The 21,418-nt window shown below is 75.4% G+C and carries 19 protein-coding genes; 9 read left to right on the top strand and 10 right to left on the bottom strand.

Translation table 11 applies throughout. The features are described 5' to 3' along the window. Positions 1–132 precede the first annotated feature (132 nt). The 5 genes from O2W17_RS19100 to O2W17_RS19080 all read right to left on the bottom strand — a co-directional run bounded on the left by O2W17_RS19100 (position 133) and on the right by O2W17_RS19080 (position 6,467). The gene (locus tag O2W17_RS19100; protein ID WP_269194035.1) at positions 133–1,524 is read right to left on the bottom strand and encodes a hypothetical protein; all 1,392 of its coding nucleotides are present in this window, start codon (positions 1,522–1,524) and stop codon (positions 133–135) included. A 44-nt stretch (positions 1,525–1,568) separates the two neighbouring features. Next, positions 1,569–3,176, bottom strand: coding sequence for a S8 family peptidase (locus tag O2W17_RS19095; RefSeq protein WP_269194034.1), 1,608 nt, complete (start codon positions 3,174–3,176; stop codon positions 1,569–1,571). A 91-nt stretch (positions 3,177–3,267) separates the two neighbouring features. Then, positions 3,268–4,053, bottom strand: a complete 786-nt coding sequence (locus O2W17_RS19090) for an AfsR/SARP family transcriptional regulator (protein WP_269194033.1) — start codon at positions 4,051–4,053, stop codon at positions 3,268–3,270. Positions 4,054–4,290: 237 nt separating this feature from the next. Next, positions 4,291–6,069, bottom strand: coding sequence for a peroxidase family protein (locus O2W17_RS19085; protein ID WP_269194032.1), 1,779 nt, complete (start codon positions 6,067–6,069; stop codon positions 4,291–4,293). Positions 6,070–6,209: 140 nt separating this feature from the next. Beyond that, positions 6,210–6,467 carry a hypothetical protein gene (locus tag O2W17_RS19080; protein WP_269194031.1) on the bottom strand — a complete coding sequence of 86 codons (258 nt, stop codon included), beginning with the start codon at positions 6,465–6,467 and terminating at the stop codon, positions 6,210–6,212. 224 nt (positions 6,468–6,691) lie between these two features. Here O2W17_RS19080 and O2W17_RS19075 point away from each other — a divergent pair, with 224 nt between their 5' ends. The 3 genes from O2W17_RS19075 to O2W17_RS19065 all read left to right on the top strand — a co-directional run bounded on the left by O2W17_RS19075 (position 6,692) and on the right by O2W17_RS19065 (position 9,953). Next, complete coding sequence (locus O2W17_RS19075) at positions 6,692–7,183, top strand: Gmad2 immunoglobulin-like domain-containing protein (protein ID WP_269194030.1); 492 nt, start codon at positions 6,692–6,694, stop codon at positions 7,181–7,183. Between the two features lie 190 nt (positions 7,184–7,373). Next, entirely contained in the window at positions 7,374–8,954 is a 1,581-nt protein-coding gene (locus tag O2W17_RS19070) for a hypothetical protein (RefSeq protein ID WP_269194029.1), read from the top strand. A 3-nt stretch (positions 8,955–8,957) separates the two neighbouring features. Next, positions 8,958–9,953, top strand: coding sequence for a hypothetical protein (locus tag O2W17_RS19065; RefSeq protein WP_269194028.1), 996 nt, complete (start codon positions 8,958–8,960; stop codon positions 9,951–9,953). Here the strand turns inward: O2W17_RS19065 and O2W17_RS19060 are convergent, their stop codons facing one another. Further along, positions 9,954–10,817 carry an AfsR/SARP family transcriptional regulator gene (locus O2W17_RS19060; protein ID WP_269194027.1) on the bottom strand — a complete coding sequence of 288 codons (864 nt, stop codon included), beginning with the start codon at positions 10,815–10,817 and terminating at the stop codon, positions 9,954–9,956. It lies immediately after the preceding gene. A 198-nt stretch (positions 10,818–11,015) separates the two neighbouring features. On the opposite strand from O2W17_RS19060, the gene O2W17_RS19055 reads away from it, so the two are divergent. After that, positions 11,016–11,588 carry an RNA polymerase sigma factor gene (locus O2W17_RS19055; protein WP_269194026.1) on the top strand — a complete coding sequence of 191 codons (573 nt, stop codon included), beginning with the start codon at positions 11,016–11,018 and terminating at the stop codon, positions 11,586–11,588. A gap of 13 nt (positions 11,589–11,601) precedes the next feature. On the opposite strand, the gene O2W17_RS19050 is transcribed toward O2W17_RS19055, so the two are convergent. Continuing rightward, positions 11,602–14,274 carry a CHAT domain-containing protein gene (locus tag O2W17_RS19050; protein ID WP_269194025.1) on the bottom strand — a complete coding sequence of 891 codons (2,673 nt, stop codon included), beginning with the start codon at positions 14,272–14,274 and terminating at the stop codon, positions 11,602–11,604. A 123-nt stretch (positions 14,275–14,397) separates the two neighbouring features. Between O2W17_RS19050 and O2W17_RS19045 the strand changes: the two genes are divergently transcribed. Further along, the gene (locus O2W17_RS19045; protein ID WP_269194024.1) at positions 14,398–15,633 is read left to right on the top strand and encodes a S8 family peptidase; all 1,236 of its coding nucleotides are present in this window, start codon (positions 14,398–14,400) and stop codon (positions 15,631–15,633) included. 18 nt (positions 15,634–15,651) lie between these two features. On the opposite strand, the gene O2W17_RS19040 is transcribed toward O2W17_RS19045, so the two are convergent. After that, a complete protein-coding gene (locus O2W17_RS19040; RefSeq protein WP_269194023.1) occupies positions 15,652–16,104 on the bottom strand; it encodes a hypothetical protein in 453 nt (150 codons plus the stop codon). Between the two features lie 114 nt (positions 16,105–16,218). Beyond that, positions 16,219–17,076 (bottom strand): esterase/lipase family protein, encoded by an 858-nt coding sequence (locus O2W17_RS19035; protein ID WP_269194022.1) that lies wholly within the window; start codon positions 17,074–17,076, stop codon positions 16,219–16,221. Positions 17,077–17,302: 226 nt separating this feature from the next. Here O2W17_RS19035 and O2W17_RS19030 point away from each other — a divergent pair, with 226 nt between their 5' ends. After that, positions 17,303–17,848, top strand: coding sequence for a DoxX family protein (locus tag O2W17_RS19030; RefSeq protein WP_269194021.1), 546 nt, complete (start codon positions 17,303–17,305; stop codon positions 17,846–17,848). A gap of 101 nt (positions 17,849–17,949) precedes the next feature. Here O2W17_RS19030 and O2W17_RS19025 read toward each other — a convergent pair whose 3' ends face one another. Next, entirely contained in the window at positions 17,950–18,255 is a 306-nt protein-coding gene (locus O2W17_RS19025; RefSeq protein ID WP_269194020.1) for a muconolactone Delta-isomerase family protein, read from the bottom strand. Between the two features lie 128 nt (positions 18,256–18,383). On the opposite strand from O2W17_RS19025, the gene O2W17_RS19020 reads away from it, so the two are divergent. From O2W17_RS19020 to O2W17_RS19010, 3 genes are all read left to right on the top strand, one after another. Continuing rightward, on the top strand, positions 18,384–18,839 hold the full coding sequence (locus tag O2W17_RS19020) for a hypothetical protein (RefSeq protein ID WP_269194019.1): 456 nt from the start codon (positions 18,384–18,386) through the stop codon (positions 18,837–18,839). Positions 18,840–18,949: 110 nt separating this feature from the next. Further along, positions 18,950–20,464 (top strand): flavin-containing monooxygenase, encoded by a 1,515-nt coding sequence (locus tag O2W17_RS19015; protein ID WP_269194018.1) that lies wholly within the window; start codon positions 18,950–18,952, stop codon positions 20,462–20,464. A gap of 75 nt (positions 20,465–20,539) precedes the next feature. Then, entirely contained in the window at positions 20,540–21,361 is an 822-nt protein-coding gene (locus tag O2W17_RS19010) for an alpha/beta fold hydrolase (protein ID WP_269194017.1), read from the top strand. The last annotated feature ends 57 nt before the right edge of the window (positions 21,362–21,418 follow it).

Raw genomic sequence — 21,418 nt, 5'->3', positions numbered from 1 at the left:
GACCCCCCGTCGTCCCGCGGCCCGACGCCACGTCGGGGACCGGGCCGGGTCCGTCGCCCCGGGTCACCGAGGGTTCCCGTGCCGGCGCGTCATCGCACTCCCCTGGACGGATGAAAGCACCGAGAGCGCACGTCACCGCGGTGCCGGGGCGGTCGCGCCCGCGGCGGCGACGACCAGCCACGCGACCTCGGGACGGCGGATGTCGGAGTGCGCGCCCGAGAAGGCGGACTGCCGCCAGTCGTCGATCACCTCCGATCCGTCGACGGCGTAGTAGCAGCCCGCCGAGAAGGGGTACTCCTGCCCGGCGTCGAGGAGGTCCACCGGCTCGAGCGGGTGCACGGCCTGGAAGCCGCCCGCGCCCAGCGCCCCCCACCGGCTGACCGCGGGATCGTCCTGGTTGTCCTGCCGTGCGAGCGCGGACGCCTTCGGGTACCAGCGGCCCACGGCCCAGTCGTGCCTGCTCCAGGTGGCCACCAGGGGACCGTGCACCCGGTCGGCGTACTCCCGCAGCGCTCCCTGCGTGCCGAACGGGTTGCCCTTCGCGGTGGCGAACGCGAAGTGGGAGAAGGCCGCCTGGATCAGCACCAGGGAGGCCACGGGGCTCGCGTCCGCGGACGGGATGCCCGCCAGCGCGAAGGACACCAGGCGCCCGCCGAAGCTGTGCCCGACGAGGTGCACGCGGACGTCGGGCAGCCCGTCCGGCGCGTGCAACCGGACCAGGGCGGCGCCCAGGCCCCGGCGGCCGACGACCCCGGCCCGCGCCTTCATCGTGTAATAGCTGAAGACCCGCAGGCCGTCCTTGGCCCCCTTCCACACCGTCCGGAAGAGGTCGCCCGCCCCCTGGGCCGCGCCGCCCTCCGGCACGCTGCCGAAGGCCCGCGCCAGCTCGACGAACGCCTCGGGGTCGTCGCGGTCGAGGAACCGCTCCTCCCCCGCGTCCTCGGCGGGCGCGTTCCCCGGCGGGAGGAGGTCGGTGAGCAGCCGGTGGAACTCCGCCAGCCGCTCCCGCTGCACGGCCTCGGGCTCCCGGCCGCGGGCTGCGGCCGCCTCACCCTCGTCGATCAGCCTGCCCAGCTCCCCGAGCGCGGCCCGCTGGTCGTCGCGGCGGAAACCGGGTTGCAGGGCCGCGGCCAGCTCGGCGCCCGAGGCATCGAGCACCGCCGCCGGGTCCGGGCCGGCGCCGGAGGTGGCCGCACCGCTGGTCATCGCGTCACCGGCGCGGGCCGCGCCCGGGCCGGTCGCCGGCGCGTCCGGCCACCAGACGGCGGGCCAGTGGACGCCGACGAAGCCGAGCCGTCCGACCCGGGGCGCGTGCCCGACCTGGTCGGCCACCAGCGTCCCGAGGGACGTGTAGAGCGCCGTCGCGTCGTCGGTGCCGGTGTTCCACCCGTGGCTCATGACGACGAGGTCGGTGAGCCCCTCGTCCCGGCCCTCGCGGAGCAGCTCCTCGACCGACCCGGCGACGAGGTCGCCGTCCTCCGAGAAGTGCAGGTCCCAGTACGGAAGCCCGGCCAGCCTCTCCATGTGGTCCTCCCGGTCCCTTCCCCCGGCCGGAGGCCGGGACGGCGTCAGACGCTCGACAGCATCCGCATGAGATCGATCAGGCCCGCGCCCTGCGCGTACCGCTCGCGGCCGAGATCGGTGGCGCACCGCATGAGCAGCTCCTTCACCGCCCGGGGCCGCCCGATGAACTCGGGCCGGGCGGACAGGAAGGCGGCGACGACGCCGGACACGTGGGGCGCCGCCATCGACGTGCCCGACTGCTCGGCGTAGCAGAGGTCGGGATCTGCCGCGGGCTCGTCCGGCGGCGGGAGCCCCGCCGTGGCCCGCACCGATCCCGTGGCGGCCGAGGTGATCCACTCACCGGGCGCGACGACGTCGGGCTTCATCCGGCCATCCAGGGTGGGTCCCTTGCCGGAGGTCCACGTGATGCCGAAGGCGTGCGGGGCCTCGCGGTGCGTCGACCCCACGGCGATGCAGTTCTCGGCGTGCGCCGGCTCGGTGACCGAGCCGAGCGCCCCCACCGGACGGGGCGCCAGCGCGTCGCCGGCGCCTGAGTTGCCGGCCGACACCACGACCACGACCCCGGAGTCGACGAGCTGGTTGACCGCCTGGCACAGCGGCGACTGCCCGGCCGCGTAGTGCCTCGGCTCCCAGGGACACCCCAGGCTCATGTTCACCCCGTGCACCCGCAGCACGTTCGGGTCGACGTTGACCTCCTGCCGCAGGTAGTGCAGCGCGGCGATCAGCGCCGCCGAGGAGGTCACGTACTCCCCCTGCGAGTTCCGCCGCAGCACGCGCAGGCTGATGAGCTCGCACTCCGGCGCCATCCCGGACAGGACGGCGACGCGCCGCCGCTGCACGTAGCCGCCGGCGCTCGGCTCCTCCGAGGAGGCGACGACCGCGCAGCGCCCCGCCGGGGTGCACCCCGAGATGATCCCGGCCACGTGCGTCCCGTGGCCCAGCTCGTCCTCCAGCGGCGCCGGCTCCCCGACCTCGTCGACCCGCTTGAGCACGACCAGGTCGCGGAAGTCGCGGTGCAGGCCCGCGGTGAGCAGCGGCGCGGCCTCCTCGCCGTCTCCGCCCGGGCCCGCCCGTCCGGGGAGCCGCCCCTCCCGGGCCAGCTCCAGGTGGGAGAAGTGACCGTGGCGCTGGTCGATGCCGGAGTCCAGCACCGCCCAGACGACCCCGTGACCCCGTGCGCTGTAGGAGCGCCAGGCGGCGTCGGCCTTGACCGTCGGCGCGGAACGGTCGATCTGCGGCTGCAGCTCGTAGTCCGGCCACACCTTGAAGATGGTCGGAGGCAGCCCCAGCCGCGCGGACGTCTTCCGGTCCCAGTCGACGAGCGCGTGCAGCTGCGGCCGGGTCAGGACGCACTGGTACAGCTTCGGCGTCACCCGGCGGAGCCCCGCGGGGACCCGCGGCTCGGTCACGCTCTGCCGGCTGCCCTCGCTCGCTGCCGGCAGCGGCTCGCGCGCCCACGACTCGTAGTCCTGCTCCCAGAGCACCAGGCAGAAGCGGCTCGCGACCTCGGTGAGCCCGCCCGGGAACATGACGTTGAGCTCGACCACCGCCGGTACGCGCTCCTCCATCAGCTCCGGGTCGTGCTCCCCGGGTGGCAGGTGGAGGTCGCCGATGAGCGGGGAGGTGGTGCGGCGGTCGGGCTCGTAGGACATGTCATCCCCCCGGCAGCAGCGTCGGTGCGCGGGCGACCGCCGGCCGGCGGCCCTCGGCTGGCAACGCTAGGCAGGCGGCGTCACGCGCACGTCACCGCGCGGCCGCACCCACGGCAGCCCGCTCCGGGCACGGCCGCGGGCGCACCGCGGCGTGCCGCTCCGGGCGGAGGCCGACCACGAGCCGGTGCATGTGCTCGCTCGGGCGCACCCCGAGTTCCTCGGCGAGGACGGTCCGGAACTGCTCGTAGGCCCGCAGCGCCTCGGCGGCGTTCCCCTCCGCCAGGTGGACGCGGACGACCGTGCGGTGGGCGCTCTCCCGCAGCGGCTCGGCGCGCACGGCGGCGTAGGCCGCCTGCAGCGCGTCGCCGTACCGCCCGGCGGCGGCGAGCCGCGCGGCGACCTCCTCCAGCGCGTGCATGCGCAGCTGCCGCAGCCGTTCGCGCTCCAGCAGGACCCAGTCGTCGTACCAGCCGGGCAGCAGGTCGCCCAGCAGCCCCGCCTCGGGGACGTCGACGTCCACCGGGCAGCCCGCCGGGTCCCGGACCCGCCGTGCCCAGTCGGCGAGCTCGTGCACGTCCACCCGGACGCCGGGAGCCAGCGAGAGCACGGTGCCGGAGGCGGACAGCAGCCCCGGGGCCACCCGCTGCAGGCGCCACAGGGCCGACCGGAGACTGCCCTGGGCGCACGCCTCGGGCGCGTCGGGCCACAGGTGCCCGGCGATGCTCGCGCGCGGTGGCCGGCCGGAGAGGCAGACGTGGGCCACCAGCCGCTGCACCCCGCGAGGTAGGTCGTCGACCGGCCGCGGCCGGGCGTCGTCCCCCAGCTGGACGGCGAACCCGTCCAGCAGCGATATCCGTGGCGTCGAGGCGGCAGGCACGTCGGCGCACCCCCCTTGGAGCTCCTCGGGCGAAGGGGTGGAGAGGCAGGACCTCGTCGCACGATGCTCCTGGTGCTGCGCGGGTCGTGTCAATGCGTCGACGCTCCGTGAGGCAGGAGCGGTCGGACCGGTTCCCGGTCGACAGCCGCTGCGGTGGAGCTGCCGGCACGGAGCGGGCCCCCTCCGGCGGCGGGCCGCCGGAGGGGGCTCGACCGGGTCACCCGGTGCGCCGGCCGGTCAGGGGTGCATCTTCGCGAACCGCAGGAAGGCGGTGATGCTGTCGACCGGCTGCCCTCCGGCGAGCGTGACGCCCGCGCTCGGGTCCCACGCCGGGGTCCCGTTGAGGAAGGACGTCGGGTCGGCGCGGAGCTGGCCGATGATCGTCTCGGCGACGATCCGGCTGCCCACCGGCCCCAGCCGCTCGCCCTGCCCGAGGACCTCGGCCTCCTTGAGCACGTAGAACCACAGCGGGGTGTCCTCGAGGAAGCCGCCGTCGATCAGCGCGTCGTCCACCGGTGAGGGCGGCACGGGGCGCCCGCCGCCGGCGCCCGGGACGGCGATCAGCTCCTCGCGCCTGAGCGAGGGGATCCCCAGGGACCGCGCGACCGCCTGGCCGGTCGGGATGGCCAGCCGGTACCCGCGCAGCAGATTGCGCACCGCCAGCCGCTTGAGCATCCGCCGGGTGCGGTCGGAGATCTCGCTGGTGCCCTCGTTGGACAGGTCGGCCAGCGGCGAGGCGATGCGGGTGTCGATCTTCCGTGCCACCCGCACCGGCACGTTGTCGGGCGTATCGGCCGGCCGCTCCTCGGCGCCGGTGAGCCGCTCGAACCGGGCGGGCCAGTTGTCCGGCAGCTTCGTGTCGCCGCCGAGACCGCCGTTGCCCGTGAAGAGGAACAGCAGGCCGAAGGGGGAGGACGGCAGCCGGGTCCCCGGCGCGCCGAAGTTCTCGTTCCAGTCGTACGCGCCGCGGATCATGCTGTGCCCGAAGCGGTAGGCGGCGACGGAGAACTCCAGCGGCATGAAGACCTTGCCGGGCGGCGTGGTCTCGTCCAGCGCCAGCCGGGCGGGGATGCTGCCGTCCAACAGCCCGTCCACGACCGCCGGATCCGCGATCCTCTTGAGGAAGTCGTGCACGGTGATCCACTGGTAGTGCCACTGGACCAGCTGCCGCGCCCGGGCGAACGTCCCGTCGCCGGTGACCTCGGAGCCGGGGTGCTCCGCCATCCACGCGAGGACCTCGTTGTGGAACCGCAGGAAGGCCAGGTGCAGCTGGGCCACGATGAGGTTCTCGTCGTTGCGGCCGTCGCCGATCCGCGCCTTGCCGTGCTCGTCGCGCGGGAGGTCCGCACCGGGCACGGCCACGTTGCCGGGCGGCCGCGCCGTCGACAGGTCACCGATCGCCAGCCGGTCCCCGTCGTAGGGCACCTGGCCCTCCTGGCCGGAGGCCTGGGGTCCGTTGCCGTAGACGGAGTCCAGGTTCAACTGGGGTTGCCGCAGGTTGCGCATCTTCCGCACGACCTTCTCCGGCTGCAGCGGCTGCAGCGGCAGGTCGGTGATGCTGATGTCGTCGTCGCGGTCGGTGTTGGCGGTCAGGTCGTGGTCGACGAACTGCCCCCAGTAGGTGTAGATGGCCGGGACGGTGGAGTCCCCGGCCGCCGAGGGCGGCTGCTCGACCATCGCGGCCCCGAGGGCCTTGAGGCACGCGACCACCGCCGCCGAGGACTCGATCGGCAGGTGCGCGCACGGGTAGAGGCCCTGGAGGTCCTCGAACATGTACCCGAACGGCGTGGACCGCTCCTCGACCTCCACCCACCGCATGCCCTCGGCCGACGCGCAGTCGGGGTCGACCGTGGGCACCTCGTCGGCGAGGACGTGCCCGCCGTGGTGCACGTCGGTCAGCACGCGGGGCACCCGGGGCGCCGGCCCCGCCCCGTCTCCCCGGGTCCGGTCCGGGGTCCCGGCGCGCTGTCCGGGGATGCCGTCGCGCACCCGCGGGCGGTTCGGTGTCGTGGTCATGGTTGCCTCGCTGTCCTGTCGGTGGTCGGGATGTCCTCGACGACGGGCGGCCGAGTCGTCGTCGATGCTGCTGAGACGCCGTCACGACCGCGTCACCTCGTCGTCATGGGCGGCGGCGACGCGGCCGCCGGGGGCCGGCGTCAGCGGTGCGCGTTCGGCACGTAGTACGTCAGGCCGGCGGCTCCGCCGAAGGCGACGAGCGCGGACACCGCCGCGGTGAGCCACTGGCCGTCGGTGACGGACCCGAAGCCCGTCTCCGCTCCACCCACCGCGGTGAGCAGCGAGGAGAGGAACGCGAGGACGGCGCTGTAGAGCGCGGCCACCCAGGCCTTCGTCGCCGTCGTCCGGACGGTGCGACCGGGATCCGTGCCCTGCGGTGTCGTGACGGGCGCTGACATGGCCTCTCCTTCTCTCCAGGGGCTTGGCGGAGCCGGGAGCGATGCTCGACGAGCCGGCGTCACGGATCCGTCACCGGACGTCGCGACCCCGGCGACCGAGGAACGGGCGGCTCGCGATCGTCGGGCACCGCCGCCGGTGACGGCCGGGTGACGCCCCGGCCCGAAGCTCTCCGTGTACGAGAACCGCGGGGCCGTCCCCGCGCCGAGAACTGGAGGAGACCGTGGTGCGTCTGATCGAGGTCCGTCAGCCCCGCGAGCACGACCTCGTCGGGAGGAGCTTCACCGTCGCCGGCTTCGCGTCGGGCTTCGAGGCGACGGTGCTGTGGCGCCTGACCGAGACCGACGGCGACGTCCTCGGCCAGGGGCAGATCCACGGCGCCGGGTCGATGGGCGTCGTCCGGGACTTCGGCCACCAGGTCTCCCTGCCCGCGGGGGTGGACGCCCGCGGGGCCCACGTGCTCCTCGAGGTCTTCGGCGACGACGCGTCCGGGGAGAACCCGCCCGGAACGGACCTGAACCAGGTCCGCGTCACCCTCTTCACCGGGTTGAGCGGCTTCCGGCTGCACGAGGTGGTGCGGGGGGACACGCTGTCGGCCATCGCGCGCGACCACGGGCAGGGCACGACGGCCGGCGACGTCTTCGAGGCCAACCGGGACACGGTCATGGACCCCGATCGCATCTTCCCCGGCCAGGTGCTGCGCGTCCCGCTGCTCTGAGCACCGGTGCGTCCGCGGGGACGGGTGCGGGCGAGGACCCCGTCCCCGCGGCGGTGCTCCCCGCCCGGCCGCGGTGACGCGGCGTTGACGGGCCGATGACGCCCGGCGGGGAGCCTGCCTGCAGGCGAAGCCGGGACGGATGCCTCCGGCCCGGCCCGACGGGTTCCGACCGCACCGAGGAGGACAAACCATGGGCTCCCCCGTCATGGACACGACGTGCGCTGCGTTCCGGCGGCTGCCTGCCGACGCCCTGCGGCCGGACGCGGTGCACCGCTTCGTCGTCGGGGAGGACACCCGCCTCCGGGTCCTGGACCGCGACGAGGCCGCCGCGGAGCTCGGGGACCCGTTCGCCACGCTCCTGCTGCTGCGGGGGGTCTTCCCCCGGACCGCGGGCGAGGTCCTCGAGGCGCTGGACCGCGAGTCCCCGGCCGGTGACCCCCTGCGCGACGGGTTCTTCTTCCTGCTGGGCGAGGGCAGCCAGATCGCGCTGACCCCGGAGACGGGGTCGGTGGCCCGCCGGCTGCGGTTCCTGGTGGCCCGGGGCGTCGGCGCGCAGGGCGCCGACGTCCTGCTCAGCGCCTTCTCGCCCGACGAGGGGGACGTCGAGCTCATGGCCTGGGACCGGCGCAGCGGCGGCTTCAACTACTACCAGACCGTGGGCACCAGCTCGGCCTGGGTCTTCGCCGGCAACTCGCGCCACGCGCTGCGCGACCCGACCCAGGGCAAGGGGCCCTTCGAGAGCCACCTGAGCGGCACCTTCGTGATGAAGGAGCTGCGCTTCCCGTGGTTGCACTGGCACTCCAAGGCCGCGCCGATCCTGCCCTCGGTGCTCTCGCAGGACCCCGCGCTCGTCGGGCACCCGTGGGTCACCGGGGACAACCCGCAGGGGGCCGACGTCTGCGAGATCGAGGTCGCCAAGCCGGGCATCGAGCGCTGGGCCCGGCACCGGTTCGACCGGATGCTGGCCGACGGCGGCCGGATCGACGACCCGGCGCGGATCCTGCGCCAGGTGCTCGGGACGCCCAGCGTCAACATCGTGTCCAGCCAGACCGAGAGCCGGGACACCGCTCCCGGACGGCCGGTCGACCTGCCCCAGACCTTCTTCGTCGACTCCGAGGGGCTCACCGAGGTGCTGGGGCTGCTGCCGCCGCCGCCGTTCTCGGTGGACGGGGAGCTCTACCTGACCGCCCTCGCCACCGCCGGGGCCCGGGTCACCGACGGCGCCGGGTTCGTGCAGCCGGGGGACACGCACTTCGCGTTCGCCGTGCCCGAGCGGGCGTTCGAGGACCAGGTCGTGCTCCGGCAGGCGGTGCGCGTCGGCCTGCTGACCCGCCGGCTGGCCGCCTGCCTCCTCATGACCGACTTCCCCAATCCCGTGTTCTCCGACCGCCGGGCCGCGCTGCTGGCGCACGTCCCGCCCACCGCCACCGTCGCCGACGGCGCCGGGGACTTCTCCGAGCGGATGGCGGGGAGCATCACGGCCGCGGCCCCGAACACGCCCGAGGGCAGCCCGGAACGGGAGTTCGCCGCCCGCTGGGCCCGGGGCGAGGACCTCTCGCCCCTCGACGACGAGCTGCGCGCCTACTACACCGCGGTGGGTGCGCGGCTGCGCACCCAGGACGGCGTGGACGCCTACGTCCGGCTCGCGGAGTCCCGCCGCGCGCGCGTGCGCACGATGCCGATCTCCGAGACGCCGCTGCTGTTCGTCACGACCGACGTCCCGCGGGCGCCGCGGGAGATGAGAGCCGACGCGACCGTCACGGAGGTGTGACCAGTGCCCGTCCTGATCCGATTCGACACGCCCGCCCGGCTGCCCGAGCCCGAGGCCGACCGCGACGCCTGGAGCAAGCGGATGGGTGCGGTGGTCGCCCGGCTGGCCGACGAGTTCGACCAGTTCTTCGACCCGACCGCCACCGACCCGGGCCCGGACGCGCTGACGCCGGCGATCACCTGGACCGCCTTCCCGGCCCTGCTGCTGCAGGGTGCCACCTCCCAGGAGCAGCGCTGGGCGACCGCCGACGCGTCGCGGTCGCGCCAGGACGAGTACTGCGAGTGGGGCGTGGAGCGCGACGGCGACGGCGTGGTCACCCGGGTCACCTTCACGTGCGAGACGCCGGAGTACTTCGAGCACCTGGCCGAGCGCGACCCGGACCGGCTGCTCGCGCTGTACGCCGAGCTCGTCGGCCCGCAGGTACGCCTCGAGGACCTGGTCGTCGGCGGCGTCTACCGGCGGGACAACGTGCACAACCGGTCGACCGAGGGGCGGCCGGCCCACCTGATCCAGCGCAACAACAACCTGACCGCCGCGCTGCGCCTGGCCGCCGAGGCCACGGTGCTCCGTCGCAGCGCCGACGGCCGACCGGTGACCTCCCCCCAGGAGCTCACCCGGTGCGGTGGCCTGGGCGAGCCCCTCCGGAACAGCGACCCGCAGATCGCCAGCGCGGTCAACGACGCCGCGGCCCAGGGCGCCGAGATCTCCCTCGCCGACCCTCTGGGCCTCTACATCCACCGGTTCCTCGTGGGCGGGATGGAGACCCCGGACGGGGCGGACCCGGCGTCGTTCTGGACGGTGGAGCGGGGCACCCCCGGTCACGTCCTCCGCGCGAGCTACGCCGTCCCGGCCGAGCGCGGGTACCGGGTCGGGGACGTCAGGGCCGACGGCCGGCCGATCCGCTTCGGGGCGCAGCTGGCCGACCGGGTCAGCGTCCGGCTCACCGCGCTCGTCCGCCCGGCGGACCACCGGCCGGTCCGGCTGCCCTGCGTGGGCTGATCACCGCACCGCCGCCGACCGGCCGGGGGCCGGCACGGACCGGAGCGGGTGCGGAGCCGGGCCGCGCCCCGCGTCGTCCAGGGCGTGCAGGGCCCGCCGGCGCCGGGCGATGCCCGGCACGAGCCGGGTCATCTGCTCGGAGGGCGGCACGCCCAGCTCGTCGTCCAGCAGCTGCCGGAAACGTTCGTACGCGCGGTGCGCCTCCACCACGTTGCCCTCGGCCAGGTGGACCCGGACCACCGTGCGGTGCGCGCTCTCCCGCAGCGGCTCGGCCTGCACCGCCAGGAGGGCGGCCTGCAGCGCCTCGCCGAAGCGACCGGCGCCGGCCAGCCGGGCCGCCGCCGCCTCCAGCGCGTGCAGCCGGAGCTGGCGCAGCCGTTCCCGCTCGAGGAGGACCCAGTCGTCGTACCACCCGGGCAGGAGCTCCCCGTGCAGGTCGCGGTCGGGCACGCTCACCGCCGCGCCGGGGACCCGCGGGTCCACCACGCGACGCGCCCAGTCGCTCAGCTCCCGGACGTCGACGCGGACCCCCGGGACCAGGGACAGCGCGCCCCCGACCCCCTCGATCAACCCCGGGGCGGCCTTGCGCGACCGCCACAGCGCCGACCGCAGGCTGGCGTGGGCCTGCTCCTCGGGCACCTCGGGCCACAGGTCGCCGGCGACCGCGGTCCGCGCCGGCCGCCCGGCGAGGCACAGGTAGACCACGAGCCGCTGCACCGAGTGCGGGAGCTCGTCGCCCCGCGCCTCCGACCCAGGGCGCCCCCACCGCAACGCGAAGCCGTCGAGCAACGTGATCCGCCCGGCCCCGGGGGCCGGCGCGTCCGTCCGCCGGTGCGGGCACCGGGCTTCGTCCAGGATGTCCATCGTGCGATCCCTCCGTCGGGACGACGTCTGTCATCCACCGGAGCGCGGCCGGGCGACGGTGATACGCCGGCAGGCGTCGGCTCGGCGTCCGGGCCGTCGGTGCGACCGCCGGCCGGCCCTATATCGAGGCGCTCCGCCCGGCGCGCGGCACTACGCTGACCCGGGTCGCGCACCTACCGGTGGCGAGGGGGTGACCGCTTGCACGGCGACGACGACGGTCCGGTCGGGGAGCTGGTCGCGGGAGCCGCGGCCGGCGACGTCGAGTGCTGGAACCGCCTCGTCCAGCGGTACACGCCCCTGCTGCTGTCGGTGGTCCGCCGGTTCCGGCTCGACGGCAGCGACGCCGACGACGTCGTGCAGACCGTCTGGCTGAGGCTGGTCGAGCAGCTCGGCCGCATCAGGGAGGCGCAGGCGCTGCCCGGCTGGATCGCCACCACGGCCCGGCACGAGTGCCTGCACGTGCTGGACGGACGGCGTCGCGTCGCGCCCACGGACCTCGCCGACCAGGCCTGGCCGGACGGCGGCGGGGACCCGCCGGTGGACACCGACCTGCTGGCCGCGGAGCGGCACGAGGCGCTGCTCGCGGCCATGGCGGCGCTGCCGGAGCGGCAGCGGGCGTTGCTGCTGCTCCTGCTGCACGACCCGCCGCTCCCCTACGAGGAGATCAGCCGGCGGCTCGGCATCCCGGTGGGGAGCATCGGCCCGACCCGCGCCCGTGCGTTGGACCGCGTCCGGTCCGACCCGACGGTGCAGGCGCTGCTCCGGGCGTGAGGCGGTCGGGCCCTCAGCCGGCGCCGAGGCAGACGAACGCGGCCGCCGCCGCCCACTCGGCCGGATCCGCGGGGCCGAACCGTGCCTGCGCCGCGGCGAGCGCCTCGGCCGGTGGACGCCCGGCCCGCAGCCCGTCGTGGCAGGCCAGCATCAGGGGGACCGTCGCCGCATCGGGGACCGGCACGACCGGTGCCACCAGGGTGGCCGTGCCCCCGCCGATGAGCGCCGCGCCGAACCCGAGCACCTCCTCGCCGGCGACCACCTGCGACCGCCCCGCGTCGCAGGCCGCCAGGACGACGAGGTGCGGCATCCGCTCCAGCCGTTCCAGCTCGTACACCGTCCACGGCCCGTCGGCGAGCACCAGCGCGGAGAACAGCGGGTTGTCCGACCGCATGCTGCCGTGCGCCGCGAGGTGGACGAGGCCGGCGCCGTCCATGCACCGGGCCACGGCGTCCGCGGTCGCCGCCCCGCCCGACACCAGCTCCGAACCGGGGTGGACCCGGGCGACCGCTGCGGCCTCGCTGACCGCCCCGGGCAGCCCCGGTCCGGCGACGACGACGACCCGCGCACCGGGGCCCGGCGGCGGACCGGTGCGGGCCCGCTGCCAGAGCGTCGCCGACGGGGTGACCGCCACCGGCCGACCCCGGCAGGAGGGCAGGACCGACCACGGGACCGACTGCAGCGACGCCGAGGGCGCGAGCACCAGCGGGCGGTCTCCCACCGCGCTGCGGAGCGGGCGCAGGAGCAGGTCGTCGAGGACCGCGGCCGCCCGCTGGAGGACGGCGGCGGCCGCCGCCGTCCGGGAGCCCGCGGCCGCCCGCGGGGTCGCCAGGCGGTGCAGCGCCAGCGGCACGTGCTGCAGCCCCCGGCGGACGTCGTCCACCGGCCCGAGCGCGTGCAGCCGGGTGCGCCCCCCGGACACCGTCACCGCGTGCAGCTCCCCCGCCAGTTCGACGTACTCGACCAGCGCCGCCTCCCCCACGCAGGCGACGAGCTCGTCCACGGACCGCCGTCCGCGCTCGGCCCGCTCCCCTCCGCCGAGCGTCCGGCAGCGGTCGCGGACGCGGCGTTCGAGGGCGACCTGGCGGGACACCAGCGCCTCCACGGACCTCCCGTCGCCGCGGACCTCCTCGATCTCCGCCATCGTCGTCCGCAGATCGGCCAGGGCACGGGCGAGGACCGGGTCGTCGGGCGGCCGGGCGGGCCGGACCAGCAGGGCGCTGGCCCGGCTGCGCTCGGCCCACCACAGCACCCGCCGGGGGTTCCGGTCCTCCAGGGCCATGCGCACCCCCCAGTGGGCGATGGCGCCCCGCTGCACGCTGACGTGGGCCCGGAGCTCGGTGGCCCCCAGCGTCGCCTGGTGGTCCTCGACGATCCGCAGCCCGGCGCGCAGCGCCGACAGCGCGGCCGGCCGGCGACCGTCCGCGCGGCGCAGGAGCGCCTCGGCGAGCCAGGCGCGCGCCCGGGCGTCGGAGGGACCCGCCCGCCGGGCCCGGCTGGCCCGGGACAGGTGCCGGCGGGCGGTCGTGGACCGGCCCCGCTCGAGCGCCATCCGGCCGGCCGTCACCCGCGCCTCGAGCGCCGGGACCGGCCAGCCGGCCGCATCCAGCCGGTCCGCCGCGGCCGCCACCTGGGCTGGGTTCCCCGCCCCGGGTGACGCCGCCACCACGGCCTGGATGCGCGCGAAGCGCGCGAGGGCCAGGGAGCCGGTCCGGCCGAGCCGGCGGAAGCGACGGGCGGCGGCCTCCGCGCTGTGCCGGGCAGCCGTGGTGTCCCCCTGCAGCAGGGCCACCGTCGACAGCAGCAACTCGGCCTCCGGGACGTGCACGTCCCGCTTCTGCTGCCGGTACCCGGCCACCGCCGACTCCGCGGCTGCCCGGGCCTCGCCGAGCAGCCGCACCGAGAGCAGCACCTCTGCGCGGTCGACCAGCAGGGAGGGCTCGACGATCCGCAGCCGGTCGTAGTGCTCCTGGGCTGCGTCGAAGCACCGCAGCGCGCCGGGCACGTCGCCGCGGAGCGCCCGGACGCAGCCGAGGTTCTGCTCGGCGTAGGCCGCCGGCAGGTCGAGGTGGTGCTCCTCGCAGAGCCTGCGGGCGGCGAGCAGGTCCGCCTCGGCGGCGGTGAGGGCCCGGCGGGCGGCGTGGATCAGGCTGCGGTTGGACAGCGCCCGGACGGCCCACTCCGCGTCCCCGCACCGCCGGAGCAGGGGCAGCGTCCGCCGGAGCTCCTCCAGCGCGCCGTCGTACCGCCCCAGCTCCTGCAGGATGGCGGCGCGCTGCACCCGTGCGCGGGCGGCGGCCCGTCCCTGCAGGTCGCCGATCGCCGCGTCGATGGCGTGCACCGCCGCGCCGGGCCGGCCGCGCATCACCAGCGCCGACGCCAGGCTCATCCGCGCCTCGCCCACGTGGCGCCGGCAGCCCGCCCGCCGCCCGGCGGCCTCCGCGGCACGCAGGTGGGCGACGGCCCCGTCGAGGTCGCCGAGGTTCATGTCGGCGACGCCGACCGCCCGCTCGCCGGTGCTCACCACGCACCACGCACCGGCCCGGCGGGCCCGGCGCAGCACCGACCGGCCCAGCGTGCGGGCCTCGGCCGGCTGGATCCCGGCCAGTTGCAACGCCCGCTCGGCTGCGCCGTCCAGGTCCGCGACGGCCGGGTCGCGGACCGGGACGTCACGTACGGAAGTCACACCAGGACGGTGGGCTGCAGATCGGCGCGCGTCAACGGTCCGGCGCGCCACAGGGGTGACCCGCGGTGGTGCGCGCCCCGACACTTCCGGCACCTACCGGAACGCCCCGTCTGGAGACATGCCATGGCCGACGACCCGGGACCGGACACGGCCTTCCAGCCCGCCGACATCATCGTCGCGCTCGAGCACGCCGACACGGTCGCCGGGCGCCTGCACCATCTCGGCGTCCCGATGGAGGAACGCCAGGACGACGCCGACCTGGGGCTGGCGCGGCTGCCGCTGCCCGCGGATGCGGTCGGGCGCGCCGCCACGGCCGTGGTGGAGGCCGGGCACGCGGAGGAGGAGGCCGCGAAGCGGACCTTCGGTGCCGACCTGGACCGCCTGCTCTGGGGGCTGCGGCAGCTCTTCGCGGCCGAGTACGCCGGCTGGACCCCCACGCTCGGGAAGAACCGGCTGGTCGGGAACGTGGTCGGCGGCGGGCGGATCTCCCACGGCGGCGGCAACGACCCGCGACCGGCCGAGGCACCGGCCGAGGCCCGGTTCAGCCAGGACCGGCTGGGGCCGGCCCCCCGCATCGGGGTCCTCGACACGGGGGTGGACCCCCAGGTGGCGCTCGCCGGCGGCTGGGTCGGCGGCGCGCGGGACGTGCTGCCCGTCCGCTCCCGCCACGCGGCGGTGGCCGGCCACGGCACCTTCGTGACCGGCCTGGTCCGGCACGCGGCGCCGGGCTGCCTCGTCCACGTGCGGCAGGTCCTCTCCGACGAGACGGGCGACGCCGACGCGTGGACGGTGGCCCAGCAGATCGTCGCGCTGGGGCGGACCGGTCTGGACGTCCTCAACCTGTCGATCGTCTGCTTCACCGACGACGGCCGACCGCCGCTGGTGCTCGCCACCGCGGTCGACCGGCTGGACCCGGACGTCGTCGTGGTGGCCGCTGCCGGCAACCACGGTGCCGTCGGCGAGGTCGGCTCCCGGATCAGGCGCGCGCCCGCGTGGCCGGCGGCGCTGGACGACGTGGTCGCCGTGGGCGCGGCCGACGACACCGGGGTGGCCGCTCCGATCACCCCCACCAGAGCTCCGTGGATCGACGTCCTCGCACCTGGCATGGACGTGCGCAGCACCTATCTCACCGGGAGGGTGCAGCTGGACCTCTCCGGTGCCCCGGCGACGGAGCGCACGTTCGACGGGTACGCCCGGTGGAACGGCAGCTCGTTCGCCGCCGCGCTGGTGGGCGGGGCCATCGCCGCCCGGACGGTGCCGGGCCGGGTACCGGCGCGCCAGGCGTGGCAGCAGCTGAGGCACACGGCGGTCGCCTCCGAGGACGGCGGACCACCGTTCCTGGACCTGGCCGGTCCCTGACCGCGCCGGGCCCTCCCGCTACAGGCGGAACCACTCCGTGACCACGGCCGCGGACGGCGTCTCGCAGCGCACCCGGACGAGCTCACCGGCGGGGTGGTCGAGGACGAAGCAGCCGAGCTCATCGGCCTCGGCGCGACCGAGCTCGCCCCCGCGCCCGATGAGGGCGACCCGCGCCGGGGTGGGCGGGACGAGCTGCCCGACCAGGCCGCTCCCCGTGCGCTCGAGCTCGACGGACAGCTCTGGTGCGGCGAACTCGAGGACGCGTGGCGCCGTCGAGGTCCCTCGGACCAGGGCCGACTCCGCCGCGGCGGCCTCCTCCGAGAGCACGGCGAGCTCCGCATCGACGGTGCGCCACGCGAACGCGGCCTCGGCGCCCGCCGTCATGCCCGGCGTCGGTGCCCCGGCCTGCCGCACCGCCGCCCGCAGCTCTGCCAGCAGCCGTTCGTCGTCGTCCCACGGTGCTGTCGTCATCGGGATCGGTCTCCTCCGCCGGGCCGGCTGTCGTCCGCATCGTCCTCCGCCTGGTGCCGCGGTGGCCAGGCGGTGCCCCGTCCGCACCCGGCCGCGGCTCCGGACGGGCGGGGGTCAGGCTGCACGAGCGTCGACCGCCTGCCCGCCGCGCCGTCGCCGGTCGGTCGCCGCGGCGGTCGCGCGGTCCCTGTCCCGGTCCCGGTCCCGCAGGAGGCCGACCACCGAGTCGAGGAAGGCGGGCGCCCGGAGCACGCCGAGATGCCCCGCTCCGGGGACCAGGACGTCGCGGGCGCCGGGTACGTCGCCGGCCAGCCGGGCCGATCCCGCCGGCACCACCAGATCGCGGTCGGCGTAGTAGGCGACCCAGCGCAGGTCGCTGCTCCACGTCTGGCGGCACAGCTCCGCCAGGAGAGCGGAGCCCGGGCGCAGCGACGCGGCCACGGTGCCCGGACCCAGCAGGGCCACCCGCGTCCCGCGGTGCGGCGCGGCCACGGTCACCGCCGTCGACAGGCGGGGCGCCAACCCGTGGCGCGCCACCGCGCACCGGAGGACGACGCCCCCGAGGCTGTGCCCGACGACGTCGACCCGCTCGGTCCCCGCCTCTTCCGCGGCTGCCGCGCACCGGGCCGCCAGCGCCCGGGCGATCTCCGGGACCGACCTCGTCAGGACGTCGTACGTGTAGTTGTGGACGTGCCGGAAACCCTCGCGGGCCAGCCTGCGCTCCAGCGGCAGCCAGCCGGCCCGGCCGCCGCCGTAGCCGTGCACGAGCACCACGGGGGTGCGCGGCGCGTCGCTCCCGGCCCGCGGCGCCCGGGCGGTCAGCGGCCGGCGCAGGGCACGGTGGCCCAGCTCGGTGCAGGCCAGCGGGGCCGTCAGCGCCGTCGTCGCGAGCTCCCCCAGCTCGCGGGCGACGGAACCGGGCAGGTCGAGCACGGGGTGCCGGGGCCGCGCCGGCAGCGCTGTCGGGATCACCGGTCCTCCTCGGCGCCCTGGACGGTGGACGCACCAGGAGGAGCACCCGGCGGAGGCTGCTGATACCTGCTGCGGTCGGCCGCCTCGTCCGGGCGCGGGTACCGGCCGGTCCGGATCCGGCGCCCCTCGGGGAGACATCCCGGCGGAAGCCGTATCAGGTGTCGACCCGGCTCCTCTGCTCTCACACGACGCCGCTCCGGCGCCGACCCACACGAGGAGGACGGTCATGCCACCCACCCAGAACCTGTCGGCTCTCCAGGACCGGCCGTGGTCACCGATGCCGCCGGACGAGCAGCCGGCCGGTCTGCGGTCCCGCGTCGACAGCCTCCTGATGGGCCTCACCACCGCGTGCGAGCGCTACGGCCACATCGCACTCCGCCTGTCCCTGGCGCTGGTCTTCGTGTGGTTCGGCGCGCTGAAGCTCACCGGTGACACGCCCGTCGAAGGGCTCATCGCCGCGACGCTGCCGTTCGTGAGCCCGGACGTCGCCGTCCCGGTCCTCGGCCTGGTGGAGATCGCCATCGGCCTGGCCGTGGCCGCCGGGATCGCGCCCCGCGTCGTGCTGCTCGTCCTGGCCGGGCACCTGACCGGGACGTTCCTGTCCTTCGTCACCGCCACCGGGCTCATGGTCACCGACGGCAACCCGTTGCTGCTCACCGCCGACGGCGAGTTCGTCCTGAAGAACCTGGTCCTGATCAGCGCGGCCCTCGTGCTCGTCGGCAGGGAGCTCCGCGGACCGCGGCCCGCCGCGCGGGACGCAGCCGTCGCCTGACCGACCGGCTCCGCTCCGGCGGAGCGACGAGATCGACCACGACCACCGGTCCGGGCCAGCGGCCCGGGCCGGTGGTCGGCTGTCCGGCCCTGCGCCGGGGATCAGGACTGCCAGCGCGCGCGGACGTCGGCGGCGAACGCGGTGTACTCCCGGACGGGGAGTACCTCCTCCAAGGTCAGGTGGTGGCTCATCGGCAGGGCACCCATCACGATCTGGTCGAGCTGGTCGTGCGAGTCGACCTCCACGATGCCGATGACCCGGCGCTGCCCGGCGACCTTGTAGAGGCTCTTGATGACCCCCGCCTCCATGGCGGCGACCGCCGCCTGCGTCTCCCGTTCCCACTCGTCCCAGAACTCGTCGCGGTCCAGCCGGGTGTGCTCGACGCGGAAGCTGAGGTGGAACAGCATCGGGGCGCTCCTGAGGTCCAGGCGGCGCCCGGACCGGCGCCGCTGCTGCCGGGATGGCCGACAGCGTGCCCGCGGCCCGTCCGCGGGACAAGGCGTCGGGCGACGGCGGAGGACGGCAGGATGGCGGCATGCCCACCGGACCGACGCCGCCCCGGACGTTCCCCGCTCTGGTCACCGGGGTGGCGACCACCCTGCACTACGCGTTGCCCGACCTCGTCCCCTCGCGGACGGCTCGCGGCTGGACCAAGGCGGGGATCACCGCTGTCGCGCTCGCCGCCGCGTTCCCGGACCTCCGGGCGACGTGGGCCACCACCCGCGAGCAGCTGCAGGTCGACGGCGAGCCCGTCTTCTCGACGGCGTTCAGCTCGCTGCCCGTCGTCAGGCAGGCCGTCGTCCTCGGGATCGGTGCTGCCGTGCTCGCCGGCTCGGCCGGCGGCGTGCTCGCCGGGGAACGGTGGGCATTCCGCCGCGGTGAGGCGCGGGCGGCCGCCGGCAAGCGGCTGCCGCACACCGGGCCGGCACTGGTCTACGGGGCGCTGGCCGGGGTCCTGTGGCTCCTGCCTCCACCCGAGGACCCGCACTGACCGACGACGTCCCGGCCCGCGCGGACCGCCACGCCGCAATTGCTCCGCCCGCGTCGACACCTCGGTACTGTTCGTGGTCCACGTCACATCCGCACCGTGGAGGTCGGACCATGACCGCGACCGAGCAGCGCACCGCGCCGGAGCACGGCAGCGCCCCGTCCCGCGCCGAGCACGTCGACGTCCTCGTCGTCGGAGCCGGCGTCTCCGGCATCGGCGCCGCCCACCACCTGCAGGAACGCTTTCCCGACAAGTCCTTCGTGCTGCTGGACGCGCAGGACAACCACGGCGGCACGTGGTGGACGCACCGGTACCCGGGCGTGCGGTCCGACAGCGACCTGTTCACCTACGGCTACCGCTTCAAGCCCTGGCGCGGCCCCTCCATCGCGGCGGGCGAGGAGATCCTGAACTACCTGGACGAGGTCATCGCCGAGGACGACCTGGCCCCGCACATCCGCTACCTGCACAAGGTGACCGCGGCGAGCTGGTCGAGCGAGGACCGGCGCTGGACGGTGGAGGTCACCCGGCTCGACACCGGGGAGGAACTGCGGTTCACCACCGGCTTCCTGTGGATGTGCCAGGGCTACTACAACCACACCAAGCCCTACCAGCCGACCTGGGAGGGCATGGACCGGTTCGAGGGCCTGGTCGTGCACCCGCAGCAGTGGCCCGACGACCTGGACCTCACCGGGAAGCGGGTCGTCGTCATCGGTTCCGGCTCCACCGCCGCGACGCTGATCCCCGCCATCGCCTCGCAGGCCGCGCACGTGACCATGCTGCAGCGCTCGCCGTCCTACTTCCTCGCCCCGCCGCTCACCCACGAGCTGGCGGTGACGCTGCGGCAGCTGGACATCCCGGAGGACTGGACCCACGAGATCCTCCGCCGCGCCTACTCCGCCGAGTTCAACGAGCTGGCCAGGCTGGCGCACGAGGCGCCGGACGAGCTGCACACCTTCCTCATGGAGTCCATGAAGCCGCTGCTCCCCGAGGGCTTCGACATCGACAGGCACTTCACCCCGCGCTACCGCCCGTGGCAGCAGCGCATCGCGATCGTCCCGGAGGGCGATCTGTTCGCCGCGCTCCGCGAAGGGAAGGCGTCGATCGTCACGGACACCATCGAGACCTTCACCGAGAAGGGGATCCGGGTCAGCTCCGGGGAGGAGCTCGAGGCGGACGTCGTCGTGAGCGCCACGGGCTTCGACCTGTCGGTCCTCGGGGACGTCGCCTTCGCGGTGGACGGCGAAGCGGTGGACTTCACCGAACGCGTCACGTGGCGCGGCCTGATGATCAGCGGTGTCCCGAACATGGCCTACGTCTTCGGCTACTTCCGGCACAGCTGGACGCTGCGCGTGGATCTCGTCTGCGACCTCGTGATCCGGATGATGGAGACGATGCAGCTCAAGGACGCGACCATGGTCACCCCGACGCTGCGCGAGGAGGACGCCGGCATGCAGCTGCGCCCGTGGTCGGACCCGGAGAACTTCAACGCCGGGTACGTCCTGCGCTCGCAGCACGTGCTGTTCAAGCAGGGCGATCGCGAGCCGTGGGTGCACATGCTGGAGCACGCGGCGGAGGCGGAGATCCTGCCGAAGGCCGATCTCGACGACGGGTCGCTCGTCTACCGGTGACGCCGTCCCGCAGCACCTCTGCTCGCCCGCCGGGTGCCGTGCCCGGCGGGTTCCACCGCTCAGTGAGGAGCCACCATGCCGCAGACGGCCGTCCGGACCGGAGTGACGCTCAACTACGAGATCAGCGGCGAGGGCGACCCGCTGCTGCTCGTCATGGGGACGTCGGGATCGCTGCTGCTCTGGGGCGAGCTGATCCCCCGGCTGGCCGAGCACTACCGGGTGATCGCCTTCGACAACCGCGGGCTGGGCGGGAGCGAGCGCGGGACGGGCGAGATCTCCGTGGCCTCCATGGCCGAGGACGCCTCGGCGCTGCTCGAGGCGCTCGAGATCCCACGGGCGCACCTCATGGGCTGGTCGCTCGGCTCCGCCGTGGTCCAGGAGATGGCGCTGGCGCACCCGGAGCAGGTCGCCACCGCGGTCATGTACGCGACCTGGGGGCGGTGCGACGGCTTCCAGCGCTCCGTGCTCTCGGCGCTGCGGCTCCCCTACGCCACCCGGGACATGGAGGCGGCGCTGGCGTGTGCCGGCATCGCCTTCTCCCCGCAGCTGCTCGACCACCCGGAGTTCGAGAAGATGCTCGAGCCGATGCTGCCGGCGTTCCCGCAGAACGAGGAGCAGATGCAGGTCACGGTCGAGCAGTGGGACGCCGACCTCCTGCACGACACCCTCGACCGGCTCGGCGGCATCACCGCCCCGACCCTGGTGATCGTGGGCGAGCAGGACCTGCTGACCCCGCCCTGGCAGGCGAAGAAGGTCGCCGACGCCGTCCCGGGCGCACGCTTCGAGCTGCTGACCGGCCCGGGGTCGAGCCACGGCGTGCACATCGAGCGACCCGAGGACGTGGTGCGCCTGGTCACCGGCTTCCTGAGCGAGCACACGCTGCTGCAGTCGAGCTGACCACCGGGCCGTCCCCACGTCGCCCGAGCGGCCGGTCGGTGGAGGACGCGTGCGTCC

Origin of the sequence: Blastococcus sp. VKM Ac-2987 (assembly GCF_026967805.1) — a bacterium.
Lineage (GTDB): Bacteria > Actinomycetota > Actinomycetes > Mycobacteriales > Geodermatophilaceae > Blastococcus.
This window is presented reverse-complemented; position numbering and strand designations above follow the sequence as displayed.

Excerpts from the sequence above, each read along its gene's own strand:
- O2W17_RS19070 (WP_269194029.1), top strand. The coding sequence starts at position 7,374 with ATGGGCTCCCCCGTCATGGACACGACGTGCGCTGCGTTCCGGCGGCTG.
- O2W17_RS19020 (WP_269194019.1), top strand. The coding sequence starts at position 18,384 with ATGCCCACCGGACCGACGCCGCCCCGGACGTTCCCCGCTCTGGTCACC.
- O2W17_RS19095 (WP_269194034.1), bottom strand. The coding sequence starts at position 3,176 with ATGTCCTACGAGCCCGACCGCCGCACCACCTCCCCGCTCATCGGCGAC.
- O2W17_RS19045 (WP_269194024.1), top strand. The coding sequence starts at position 14,398 with ATGGCCGACGACCCGGGACCGGACACGGCCTTCCAGCCCGCCGACATC.
- O2W17_RS19015 (WP_269194018.1), top strand. The coding sequence starts at position 18,950 with ATGACCGCGACCGAGCAGCGCACCGCGCCGGAGCACGGCAGCGCCCCG.
- O2W17_RS19025 (WP_269194020.1), bottom strand. The coding sequence starts at position 18,255 with ATGCTGTTCCACCTCAGCTTCCGCGTCGAGCACACCCGGCTGGACCGC.
- O2W17_RS19080 (WP_269194031.1), bottom strand. The coding sequence starts at position 6,467 with ATGTCAGCGCCCGTCACGACACCGCAGGGCACGGATCCCGGTCGCACC.
- O2W17_RS19010 (WP_269194017.1), top strand. The coding sequence starts at position 20,540 with ATGCCGCAGACGGCCGTCCGGACCGGAGTGACGCTCAACTACGAGATC.
- O2W17_RS19030 (WP_269194021.1), top strand. The coding sequence starts at position 17,303 with ATGCCACCCACCCAGAACCTGTCGGCTCTCCAGGACCGGCCGTGGTCA.
- O2W17_RS19085 (WP_269194032.1), bottom strand. The coding sequence starts at position 6,069 with ATGACCACGACACCGAACCGCCCGCGGGTGCGCGACGGCATCCCCGGA.
- O2W17_RS19100 (WP_269194035.1), bottom strand. The coding sequence starts at position 1,524 with ATGGAGAGGCTGGCCGGGCTTCCGTACTGGGACCTGCACTTCTCGGAG.
- O2W17_RS19060 (WP_269194027.1), bottom strand. The coding sequence starts at position 10,817 with ATGGACATCCTGGACGAAGCCCGGTGCCCGCACCGGCGGACGGACGCG.
- O2W17_RS19040 (WP_269194023.1), bottom strand. The coding sequence starts at position 16,104 with ATGACGACAGCACCGTGGGACGACGACGAACGGCTGCTGGCAGAGCTG.